The sequence below is a fragment of the Okeania sp. genome (assembly GCF_035285525.1).
Lineage (GTDB): Bacteria > Cyanobacteriota > Cyanobacteriia > Cyanobacteriales > Microcoleaceae > Trichodesmium.
Map to the genome: position 1 here is coordinate 1 of NZ_JAYKGW010000021.1, position 12,378 is coordinate 12,378.

At 36.0% G+C, this 12,378-nt stretch carries 6 protein-coding genes and 1 pseudogene; 3 read left to right on the top strand and 4 right to left on the bottom strand.

Annotated elements, in window-relative coordinates:
- Together VKJ25_RS02275 and VKJ25_RS02280 are read left to right on the top strand one after the other, a co-directional pair.
- Positions 1-3,833, top strand: a pseudogene (locus VKJ25_RS02275) (hypothetical protein); the annotation flags it as partial.
- A 488-nt stretch (positions 3,834-4,321) separates the two neighbouring features.
- Positions 4,322-4,738, top strand: coding sequence for a CoA-binding protein (locus VKJ25_RS02280; protein ID WP_324235005.1), 417 nt, complete (start codon positions 4,322-4,324; stop codon positions 4,736-4,738).
- Here the strand turns inward: VKJ25_RS02280 and VKJ25_RS02285 are convergent.
- Entirely contained in the window at positions 4,735-5,412 is a 678-nt protein-coding gene (locus VKJ25_RS02285) for a hypothetical protein (RefSeq protein ID WP_324235006.1), read from the bottom strand. The two genes, VKJ25_RS02280 and VKJ25_RS02285, sit on opposite strands and share 4 nt — an antisense overlap.
- A gap of 651 nt (positions 5,413-6,063) precedes the next feature.
- A complete protein-coding gene (locus VKJ25_RS02290; protein ID WP_324235010.1) occupies positions 6,064-6,990 on the bottom strand; it encodes a tetratricopeptide repeat protein in 927 nt (308 codons plus the stop codon).
- Between the two features lie 795 nt (positions 6,991-7,785).
- Here VKJ25_RS02290 and VKJ25_RS02295 point away from each other — a divergent pair.
- The gene (locus VKJ25_RS02295) at positions 7,786-8,994 is read left to right on the top strand and encodes a hypothetical protein (protein ID WP_324235007.1); all 1,209 of its coding nucleotides are present in this window, start codon (positions 7,786-7,788) and stop codon (positions 8,992-8,994) included.
- A gap of 111 nt (positions 8,995-9,105) precedes the next feature.
- Here the strand turns inward: VKJ25_RS02295 and VKJ25_RS02300 are convergent, their stop codons facing one another.
- Both VKJ25_RS02300 and VKJ25_RS02305 read right to left on the bottom strand, forming a co-directional pair.
- Positions 9,106-10,260 carry a homocysteine biosynthesis protein gene (locus VKJ25_RS02300; protein WP_324235008.1) on the bottom strand — a complete coding sequence of 385 codons (1,155 nt, stop codon included), beginning with the start codon at positions 10,258-10,260 and terminating at the stop codon, positions 9,106-9,108.
- 450 nt (positions 10,261-10,710) lie between these two features.
- Complete coding sequence (locus tag VKJ25_RS02305; RefSeq protein WP_324235009.1) at positions 10,711-11,871, bottom strand: AI-2E family transporter; 1,161 nt, start codon at positions 11,869-11,871, stop codon at positions 10,711-10,713.
- Positions 11,872-12,378: the final 507 nt, after the last annotated feature.

The window sequence follows — 12,378 nt, forward strand, 5'->3', positions numbered from 1 at the left end:
AATCTGCTAGTCTGGAGCCTGAAGTCAGGTTGAGAGAGGACAGTTTTTTACAATTTGACCTGGGTTCATTAGACAGTGGTGAAAGCAAAACAGTTACTATTGATGTGATTCCGACTGAAGTTGGAACCATTATTAATGAAGCCTCTGTTTCTGGGGCTGGAGATGCGGTAGACGATCCTAACCCAGATAACGATGTGGTAGAAATTAGCACAGAAGTAATTGGAGGAGTAGATTTATCAGTCACCAAATCAGACTCCGCTGATCCTGTCAAAGTGGGAGAAACTTTAACCTATACCCTAGAAGTTAAGAACAATGCTCCAGAAGATGCTGCTACCGAAGCAGTTTTAACCGATGTTTTACCAAAAGATGTAGATTTCGTGAGTGCCACAGTAAGTCAAGGTACGTTTACCGAAAAAGATGGTACTGTCACCTTTAAGTTAGGCACAATCGAAGCCGAAAAAGAAGTAACGGCAGAAATTGTAGTTAAACCTACTGAACCAACTGTACCCAAAGGAGAAAAACCGCCAAAAAATTGGGAAATTATCAACAATGCAACCGTTGCAGCATTTCAAACCGATACCAATGAAAGCAACAATACAGCTAAGGAAACCACTAAAGTTCAGAAAGATTGTTCTGACACTACTCCCATCAGACTCGAAGTTAAAGATGGAGAATTTGCCGATAGCGACAACGATGGTAAATGCGAAGCTAGTGGCACAATTTACATTGGACGAACAGATGGCATCGAGAGAATGCTGCGGGTAGAAAACGCAACCGCCGAACATGATGACAAAAATTTGACTATTAGTGGCATCGTTTATTCGGAAATTGGTGGTGTTAGCGCACCTCTTTTCCAAGGCAGTTTCACTATGCCGTTTAACAAAGCCACCACTACTTTGTTGAAAGAAACCAATAAACTAACGGAAGAGTACAAAATTGCAGGTACGGATATAGATTTTCAGCAACTTACCCTAGAACCAGAGAAAATTTTATTCGGTTCTAAGTTTCAACTGCCAAAAGATGTAGGTGGAAGCATTGTTGAGATTACAGGAAAAGATGCTTTATTAATTGATAAAGAAAGGGTGACATTCGGACAAGGTGGTAAGATTTCTTTGAGTAGGGTGCCAAAATTCTCTTTTTTCGGAATGTTTGATGCCGAACTTTTCAACTTAAGTTTAGAATATGTCGCCCCGGAAGATAAACTCAAGTTGAAAGGTAAAGCCATTTTGGACTCATTCACCAAAACGCCATTCACAAAAATTACTGCAGACTTTTCTGGAGACGACTTTAAGGGAGAAAACTACATAGAAATTAAGGATGGTAAAGCTGACTTCAAAGGTTCCCTAGCTGTAGAAGGAGACTTAAAAATTGGCAAAAAAGGGTGGGGATTAAGCGAAGTAAAATTAGAGATTGACACCAAGAAAAAAGATATTGCTGGCAGCGCTAAATTAGATCTACCCTTTGCTAGAATACCCAAGGCAGAATTTGAAATGGGTTTTAAACTACCTATTTCACTATGGGAACTAAATAAAGTTTCTGGTAGTGTAGATGGACTCAACCTTTGGGTTCCAAAAACTCCTATTTTCTTTCAAAAGTTTGGGTTGGGTTTAGAAAATTTTGCGGCTTCCGATCCAGATCCAATAGAAGGCACAGTTACTACAGCAGCTACTTTCGGACCTCAAGTCTCAATCAAAAAGTTTCTTGAAAAAGCACCTTCCGAAGAAGAATCTATCAAAGAGTTTTTTGATTTTGTTGGCATTGACGGAGATGTTTCTCTAGCTCGTCTGGAGTTAGAAGGAAAAATAAACTCTGAACAAGTTGAAGGAAAAAGTCTAGTCACCATATTTCACGAAAAAATAGGTAAAGTTCAAGGAAAAGCTACTCTCAACTGGGATAAACAGTTCTTGAAAACATCAGGAAATATATCTCTTTTGGATGGTTTCATTAAATCTAACAGAGAACTCCAAATCACTAGCGATCTAAGTATCAATACGGGAGGGGCAGCTAGCGTTAATGTTCCAGATTTTATTCCATTTATAAACAACAAAACTCTGGCTTCTGGTAACTTCAGCTTGAAGTTCAGCAACGATAACGATTTCAGCAACGATTTTATTGCTGGTTGGGGCACTTTACTAGATCAAGCTGTTGTAGGATTTAAGGTTTACTTCGATGGTGAAGTCGATTGGCTTGGTGCTCAAGACGTTGCTACTGTGGGCAAAAATTTCCGCATCAAAAAAGGTCAAGATTTGCTATTAATGAATGCAGATTGGGATGAAGAAAATCCTCAAAGAAGAAGTAGTCAAAATGATGTACCCATAGAAGTTAAAACTCCCGATGGCAAATGGATTAAAGAAAGTGAGTTTGCTGCCAATAATATTGAAATAGTCGATAATCTGGGAGACACGAGTCAAAAAACAGTCTTAGTATCCAATCCTCAAGCAGGGAACTGGAATATTCGAGTTGCCCAGAAAGGTTTAGGAAAAGTCGAATATAGCGCCTTGCAAAATACTTCAGGTGCGCCAACTTTGGAACTCAAACCAGCAGTTGTGAATGAGAAAAAATCAAAAGTTACTTTTGATTACAAAGCCTTTGATGCCAACTCCAAAGCCGAAATCAGTTTCTTCTACGACACCGACAACAAAGATTTCAATGGCACTTTAATTAAGGATGGGGTGGTAGAAAAAGATAAAAAAGGTCGTTTTGTTTGGAACACCACAGATGTACCTGAGGGGAAATATTACATTTACGGCATCATTGAAGATGAAAACAACGTGCCTGTAATGAGTTATTCTCCAGTTCAAATAACTGTCGGCAACCCCCTTCCTGATGGTAAGACTGAGGTAGGAAATGGCAAGAAAAATAAATTAAAAGGTACAGGTAAGGATGACTTGCTTGATGGCAAGGGTGGTAACGATATCCTCATTGGAAACAAAGGGGAGGACACCCTCATCGGCGGCGGTGGGAAAGATACACTCAACGGTGGTAAAGGCGATGACATTTATCAGCTAAACGCTAAAACCGCCAAAGGAAGTCAAGTTATGGATAGTGAGGGAAATGACTTCCTGGAGTTAGAAGGAGCTAACATATCCTTGGAAGGTTTGGCAAAACGTAAAACTGGTGTGGAACGTAAAGGAAAAAACTTAATTATCGACCTCAACCAAGATGGAAAAACTAACGCCAAACAAGACCTGACTATCAAAAATTTCTTTGCTAACAAAAAAGCTAACAAACCAGGGAAAGGTTTCATCGAAACTGTAGATAATCTTACAGGTGAGGAAATAATTGACTCCTTAACTAACCCAAACCAAGGCATTACCAAAAATGGCAACCAACTTAACAATACTCTCAGAGGCAGCGAGTTAGACGATGTGTTAAATGGTAAAGGTGGTAATGACAAACTTTTTGGTAACAACGGCAATGACATTCTAACTGGAGGCAACGGTAACGACAAACTCAACGGTGGTGAAGGTGAAGACATATTAACTGGAGGCAACGGCAAAGATTCCTTTATATTCGATGACTTTAATAAAACAGAAACCGACGAAATAACTGACTTCATATTAGGTGAAGACAAACTTATTCTCGACAAAAGCGCGTTTAAAGTGATTAAAAGTAGTAAAGGAAAAGGTTTCAGTCGCCAGCGGGAATTTGCAGTTGTTGATGATGCTGCTGATGTTGCCAGCAGCAGAGCATTTATTGTTTACAACGAAAACAGTGGAGAACTGTTCTACAATGCCAACGGTAACAAAGCAGGTTTAGGCATTGGCGGTGCGTTTGCTAAATTAGACGGTGCCCCAAATATTAGTGCCACAGACTTTAGGATTCAGCTTTAGAAGTTAAGAAATCGAGTTTATCTGACTAACTTGAGTTAACCTTTAAGTCTAACAATAAACCCGGTTTCTGGAGTTGGGCGCGATCGCTTTCAAATGTATCATTATAACCCAGGACTTATATACAATCCCGTTATATAATATATGTTCATAATTCTCTCTACACTTCTATCTCCGTGTCTGGTGCATCTGGTGCGTCTCACTACCATACAATAACTACTCAACCGGATTCTATATAACTATTCAACCAGACATGATATGACAAATTGAGTCTGTAAATTTTTTGTCAAGATAGTTTAGAGAATTATTGATTTTCTACTACCCTTATTTTAATATTTAAACATAGTTCTATTGACCCGAAAATAAGGTCTCAAACCTTCTCTTTCAAGGGGATAAAAAAAAGAAAATTCAGTCTTTCAATCCTCTTACTTCATGAGGAGGTAATGATAAATGTTAACTAAAACAAAAGTCTTGTATTTATTAGAAAAATTATGGTAAATTTGAACATAAATGATCCTTTCAAACGAGATATATTAAAAAATTCTCGTATAATTGCAATAGTAGGTCATTCTGAGAAACCAGAGCGTACTAGCTATCAAATTGCTAAATTTTTACGAGAGGTAGGTTACAAAATTTATCCAGTTAATCCAATAGTAAAAGAAATTGATGGTAATCCTAGTTATCCTACTTTAAAAGATATTCCTGAACCTGTAGATATTGTTAATGTCTTCCGCCGTTCTGAATATTTACCAGAAATCGTAGAAGCAGCGATCGCTATCCACGCCAAAACTATTTGGACTCAGCTAGGAGTAAGAGATTGGCAGTCAGCAAATAAAGTCTTAGATGCTGGCTTAAATTTAGCTATGGATGTTTGTATTAAGGTTGAGTATTTGCGACTTCTTGGCTAACTCTTTTGTTGGTTTTTATCTAGTCGTTTACCTAGAAATAATAAAAATCCATAGAGAACTAAATTTTCTCCAATTAGTTCTAAAAATTCTTCAAAGGCGATACGGATTTTTTCGACAAAATTTATCACAAAATCTTGTGTAAATAATAAACTCAGGAGAGGTTGGGCAATATCTTTAAAAACTTCAGCTCCAAACCCTCCAATACCAAAAATAAACATTCCTAATAATCCTAAAAAAGTTTCTTGACGGTAAGAACGCCAAAGAAATCGCACCTCTGAATAAAATATAATTAAAGGCAGAATAAAAAGAACTATATATAGTGGTAGCCAAGTACGTTCATCTAACCAAGGAATCCAATTTTTTAATTGTAGATGAACTTTCCATATTTCATCAATAGAACCATAAATTAAGAGTATGGCAAAGGTTAATTTAAACCACCGAGAAGGATATATTTGAGAATGGCATTCTTGAAATAATAATATTAAAGGTATTAAGCCAATTAGAAACAAATGTAATGCTTGTAATAAAGAAGGAATAGTCATTTTACCATTCATGTCAAATGGAGGATATGGTTTACCGCTGACCAGGACACTACCGAGGTAAATTATAACTATAAAAAGTTCAAAAGTAATCAAGCAAACTAACAGGAAATTTAGTTGTTTTTGAGAGAGCATAAGTTTTGATAAAAAGAACAAATTATATTTTAATCATTAGATATAATGTTGTAGGGGCGGGTTTGACCAGACATTTCCCTGCCTACCCTCAGATTTATGTAAACCCGCCCTCCTGTCTATGGGGGCGGATTTAGCTGACTCAATATTCAAACTTCTTAAATAACCTCCTGCCTATGGGGGCGGGTTTAGCTGACTCAATATTCAAACTCCTGAACTAACTGATAAAACCCGCCCCTACCGTTGATGAAAAATCCTGTAGGGGCGGGTTTCACCAGACATTTCCCGGCTGATACTCAGATTTATGTAAACCCGCCCTCCTGTCTATGGGGGCGGGTTTGACCAGACATTTCCCGGCTTACCCTCAGATTTATGTAAACCCGCCCTCCTGCCTATGGGGGCGGGTTTAGCTGACTCAATATTCAAACTCCTTAACTAACCTCCTGCCTATGGGGGCGGGTTTAGCTGACTCAGTGTTCAAACTCCTTAACTAACTGATGAAACCCGCCCCTACCGCTGATGAAAAATAATGTTCAAACCTACTTAACTAACTGGTGAAACCCTTCCCCATAGGCAGGAGGGCGGGTTTAGCTGACTCAATGTTCAAACTCCTTAAATAACTCATGAAACCCGTCCCTACTGTTGATGACAAATTTAATTTTCTGTTTCTTCTGTCTCAGTCTCAGTAGAACTTGGTTTTGGCAACTCCTCCGCTTCAGAAGTAGGACTCGCTTCTGGAGATACTTCTGCTTCAGAATCAGAATCAACTTTACTTGATGCTTCCAACTTAATTTGATCCTTAAATCCAGCAGGAGCTAATTCTATTGCCTGATTAAAAAGTTCTTGGGAACTTTCAGTATCACCCTGCTCTTTTAATATAATTGCCTTAGCTAAAATCGGGCGAAAATCCTCAGCATTACTCTTAGTTGCTTCATCATAAACAGTAACCGCCTCTTCATAGCGCTTTTGGTTAGCATAAACTTGCCCTAAAATCAACTGTACCGAGACTATATCAATAGTTCCTGGTTCCAGTTGATTTTTCACAGGAGCAGCTTTGAGTGTATCCTGCAACAAACCAATAGCAGCTTCAGGGCGTTCCTGCTCCAACAACAAATTAACCAAACCTTGCAAAGCTTTTAAATCCCCAGGTTTATTCTTCAGAAGAGAACGATAAATTTTAGCAGCACCTTCGCGATCGCCTGTATATGCTTTAGCCTGAGCCAACAATACATTATAATCTGTACTTTGAGGATTTAGTTCAGACAATTTTTCCAGTGGGGGTATTACATCCTTAATATCACCCTTACCTAATTGGACTAACCCTAACCTTACTTGTAAAAGTCCCTGGAGTGCGGTTAAATTATCTGACTCCCTTTGTAAAACTAACTCATAACCCCGCGCTTGTGCCAATAAATCTGCTTCTTTATCTGCTGCAGATGTTTGACTTGGTGATGGAGTTGCTTGACTATTTGGATTTGCCTCTAATAACCCTCCTAACAATGGAGAGAGAGAAAACCCCAAGAAAGCAATCACTACCAGCACTATCACCGCCATCAAAAAACCACGATTTTTATTTGCCATTGGATTCAATTTTGCTTTATCAAATTGATATAAAACGTCACAATTATTGACATTTCCATGTTTACTTCCTGCTCCTACTAGATACATCGCCGATTGAACGGTTCTGCTAGTCGGTAGCTATCCGTCCACAGGGATTCACGGGTCTTACCCGAATCTTTCTCTCAAATTTATAATTACATTAATATTTTGAGCAAATTTTAAGCAAAAAAAAATCATTTTTACCGAAAAATTGAGGTAATTATTAATTATTAATTATTAATTGTTAATTATTAAGGTACATCTTTCTCAGAAAAATTACTTAAATTTTAAATTTTACGGATAAATCAATAACCTAATTGGATTAAGTACAATAGTAAAGTTAGTCATCCTAACTAATAACTAATTGTCAATTTTTTTAGCTAGGCTGAAGCAAGAGTCAATCAAAATTACTTACTGAAAACCAAAAACTATGGTTTTTAGTCCCACCTAAGGGATAATCCCTATAAACCTTGTATTGTACATAATCTTGTTATAGTGTCTTAGTCTCAGCCTAAGTTAATTTCCATAGTCAAAAAATCTTGATTGGCATTAGCAAATCAGGCCCAAATCACTATGTTATAGTTGAATATATGGCCATTAAAAGCAAAGCAGTTAGAAGTTAAATTTTTGTTCTGACTAATTTTGAGAACTATGATCATGCCTTAATTGCTCAGACTATGAGATTAACTATTTTTTAATCTAAGATTAGAACTTCTATAATCATTTGTATTTACCTAAATTCCCACAAGGGATGTATCTCCGCTGCTAGGAGTCTTTATGAATTCTTCTGTTAATCACTCCCAAAAAACAAATAAATCTACAACATCTCACGAGGCCCTTCCTAGTGAGCAAACTATTAATCAATCAGACGTTAAGCAAAATCTTTCCCAACCAACTAATGGCCTAAGTCACGAGAGCAATGGGAAATTAATAAATGAATCTTCAGACACAGATATGGCTAAAGAATTATATCAAAAAACTGATAATAATCAGACTTTAGCTGTGATGGATACTAAGTCATTAGATTCTGCCAAATCTCAGGACAAAGAGCCAATTGAAATAGACACTCCCACTGAAAATAGTATGATTGTACGCCAACATCCAATTGCTCCCCCTAGCGAACCAAAACAGTACCGAGCTATAGGTTTAGTTCGGGGTTGTTATCAACCTTCTACTGAACAATTTACACGAGGTAACTTACGAACATCAGATGGTTCAGAAATAGATGCTGTACTGTTAGGTAGGGTAATGAGTTTATTAAAAAATCATATAGATCTACAATCAGAGCATCTCTGGGTAGTTTATCCTCGTACCAGACAAGAGAATAATGACCTACATATTCAAATTATGGGGGTATGGGAACCAGAAACCCTAACAAAAGTTAGAAACAATTCTACTGAATTAACAGATGAAGAAGAGAATGAAATTTTTGGTTCTGAAGAGGATCAAATTCAAGAAAAAATACCAGCAACAGAAAATATAGATAACTCTGAAATAACTACTCTTATTCCTACTTCTGAAATTCAAACAGATAATTTAGATGATGGTTATTTTTCTATCCGAGGAGAAGTAATTTATCAATCTCAAGAAGAAGAATATGTGATAGTAAAGGTACAACAATCAGCTCGCAAAGGTGAAGAAACTCCCAAGTTTTTTAAGTTAAAACTCAAAGGACATTTAGGCGATCGCCCATTAAATCGTTTTTGGGATTTACATATTCAGCGGCAGAATACATCTCTTGTGATTCAATATGGTAATGATATTGGTAGTTTATTCCTAAATAATCGTCGCCCATATCCATCAAGGGGCAAGAAAATATTTAAGAGAAATAATAACAATAATGATGGTGATAATAGGAGAAATATTTATCCTAAAACATCTCATGGCAAAAGTGATAGTTATGGAACAAATTCAATTCCTATTCGTAAAGAGCCTCTACCTAAACCAACTAAAAGAAATAAAAAAACAGATGAACCAAATAATTAACTTTTTTTAAGGTTTAGAGTGTTATTCTAATATCAAATTTGCTGACTTTAGACTTTTATAAAAAAACTCAGTTTATGAGGGTCATTTCAGTTAACTGAAATGACTGCTTGTTTAACGTTCCAGAAATGGTAAAAAACTTGTATCCATAGGCAGTGGAGCAACTGATTCAGTTAAAGTAAATTCTCGGGCTTTAATCCAGTTTTTTAACTCCAAAGCAATCTGATGAGATAGGTAAATACTCGAAAGTGGAGCAGTTTTTACAACTTTGCCCTCTATCTTCATCCGACCAGATTTGAGTTGAGCATAACTTACTAGACCAAAAGTTGGACGTACTCGCCGAGGAATAGAAAAATCAACAACTGGTGCTACGATATCTTGGTCTTGAATAGCGCAGTTAGCTACTACTTTTTCGTTCAAGACAGGTAGAGGAATACCCACACCTAACATAATTGATGGACCATAATTTTTAAAATAACAACCACGCACCCATTGAGATTGCATTTGTTTAGCATCTCCAATCAGGGCTAGTGTTGCAGCAGGCCCAATAGGGGTACGATTAGCAAGACGTTTTTGCAGAGGAAAGTGCTGAGTACCTTCCCAAGTGACATATCCAATACCACCACCCAAAAATATCCGAGTACCAATACCAATTACTTCTAAATCTGGGTCATTGAATAATGGGGAAATAGCACCAGGATTAGAATAAACTGCATTACCTAAGTTGGGCATTAGAGGGCCAAGATAAGTAAACAGTGGACGTTCACCACCATTAACACCAACTATAAAGTTTTGATATGAATTTCGTGGATTAAATAAGTAAAACTGGTTAATTGTCTCACGGGTAATGGTCGTTTCAAAAGTACCCCGTGGATAACAATCAGTTACTTGTCCAACCGCTCTGAGGTTGATAGGTTTACCAGCAATTAGGTCTTCGATTACATGGCCACCACCTCTTTCTTTAGATTCTTCAGCATCTTCAGCTATTTGAGTTGCCCCAAGATACAAATCTACGGCTCCAAAACCTGAGTAAGCCGGGATTCCATCTAACCAACAGGAGCGAATTTTCATGGGGGGGTCAGTATGGCCTAAGTTAATGATAGCTCCAGAGGATTCCATGGGCTCGAAAGTTCCAGTTGTGATGACATCAACTTCTTTTGCTACTTGGGTAATACTGGTTTCACTAATTCTGGCTTTGAGTTCTGCTATTGTCCAGACAATGACTTTTTTATTTAAAATTTTATCATTAATTTCAGCAATTGTTCTCATTTAATACTAATTTGAAAAATGTTTGTTATAGAAGGAAGAATGAATAATTGATAATGAATAATTACCTATAGTTAAAACTGAGAGGATTGAATCAAGTGTAGAAATTTTATTTCTCTTTTCTCTTTAAAAGGAGAGACTTTCAAATTCTGAGGATTAACTATCAATTATCCATTGGTAAGGATGTTGTATGCAACATCCCTACAGAATATAGCAATCCTATTTTATTTGTGTCAAAAATTTAGTTGCTTTTAGGGAAAAGGTAGGAGTTTCAGTGTTTTTATTTACTTTTTAATTTGTCACAACTTACAGCAGATTCTAGATACATGAAGTAGAGATATTCAGAATTAAATGTTGGTAAGTAGGGGATATCTTGCCCGCGACTGGTGTACTTCACCGAAATAGAATCTGCTGTATTTTAGGTTGACTATATCTCTAAAATTAAATTATTCATTATTCATTATCCAATAGTGTATCTTCACTGATGCTTCCTGTTAATTTTGTAATTTCTGAATCAATTTTTTCTTCTACAAAGTTAGTTGTTTCAGAAACAGAATTAATCTCCTTTATTTGAGGAAGAAAATCATCAATTTGCCATTTATCAAGAATATCTGTGATTAATAATTCTTTCATCCAGACTTCACAAATAATTGTTAAAGGTAAGGCTAATAAAAGTCCTGAAAAACCAAAATATTTAGCAAAAAATACTTGAGCAATTAAAGTAATTGCAGGTAATAAAGAAACTTTTCTGGCTATCAAATAAGGATACAAAATATTAGTTTCAATTTGTTGAATAAGAATGTAAATAATTAAAACTAAAGCAGATTTTACAGGTGAGTCTAAAAGAGCGATCGCTATGGGAGGAATCACACTTATAGTCTGTCCAATATGTGGAATTAAAGTTAATAATCCTGCTAAAACAGCTTGAGCTGAAGCTAGGGGAATTTTCAAGATAGATAAACCAATAAAACTGAGTAAAGCAATTACACTCATATTAAATAAAGAACCAATTATCCATCCTCCCAAAGCTATTTCACAATTATCTAAAATTAAGTTCACTCGTTGCCGATAAAAAGAGGGAAATAATTTGATAAATCCTTGACGATAGGCAATTGGATTTGCCAACATCATTATACTTAAAACTAGAGTTAGTAATAAGCTGAGAAATATGCCAAAAGTGTTACCAACAAATGCTCCAGCATTATTAATTAATTGATTAAATATTGGTTGCAGTTGAGGAATAAATTCATTAATATCAATATTTGGTAATTGCTCTCTAAATTGATTAGGTAATTTATCTTTAAGTATATTCAGCCAATCATTTAATCTGTTAATTCCCTGGGGAACCATAGTCATTAGTTGTTGAAATTGTTCTGTTAAAGGGGGAACAATTACCCAGAAAAAAGTGATAATTAATAAGATAAATAAGCTGACTGAAATTAATACAGCAAAAGGTCGCTTAATTCGGAAATTTTGGAGCCATCTGGCTAGTTTATTCAAAGTAGTAGCAATTACTACGGCAGTAAATACTAACAATAGTAATTGACGAATTTGCCACAGTATGTATATGGAAGCAAGAGTGATAAATAGACCAATCCAATTACCTAAGTTCACAGAAATTATCGTTAAATTATGGGTTGATAGTATATTGATTATGAAATAATTTATGAAAAAAAGTTGTAGGAGTTTAGTTTGGTCTCTTAATTCTATGTTGACTTGAATTTAGAGACCAAACCTCATTTCAGTTATCAGTTATCAGTCTTCAATTTCATCAATTTTCACCTCCAAATTTATCTAATAGTTCTTCACGGGAAAATTTTAACATTAAGGGCATTAATTATGGTAAAAATAAAGATAGTAAAGATTCAATAATTACCTCTAGTTTGCTATCCAATTTACCAAAATAAATACAAGTAAGTCTTCCAGCATTTCTCGATATCCTTATTGTATTTCCGACTGAGTAGCTGCTTCTAAATTTTTGGAAAAAAGTGGTGATAATTGCATCATTTTTCTCCTCCAAATCTAGCTAATAATTCGTCACGAGATAAATTAGATAACTGTAAAATTAGTCTGGTAAAATCCTCTTTTGGCAACTTCATAATTTGTTCAATAATTACCTCT

Bases quoted from the DNA above. Each gene is read 5' to 3' on its own strand.
- VKJ25_RS02280 (WP_324235005.1), top strand. From the start codon at position 4,322: ATGGTAAATTTGAACATAAATGATCCTTTCAAACGAGATATATTAAAA.
- VKJ25_RS02285 (WP_324235006.1), bottom strand. From the start codon at position 5,412: ATGCTCTCTCAAAAACAACTAAATTTCCTGTTAGTTTGCTTGATTACT.
- VKJ25_RS02290 (WP_324235010.1), bottom strand. From the start codon at position 6,990: ATGGCAAATAAAAATCGTGGTTTTTTGATGGCGGTGATAGTGCTGGTA.
- VKJ25_RS02295 (WP_324235007.1), top strand. From the start codon at position 7,786: ATGAATTCTTCTGTTAATCACTCCCAAAAAACAAATAAATCTACAACA.
- VKJ25_RS02300 (WP_324235008.1), bottom strand. From the start codon at position 10,260: ATGAGAACAATTGCTGAAATTAATGATAAAATTTTAAATAAAAAAGTC.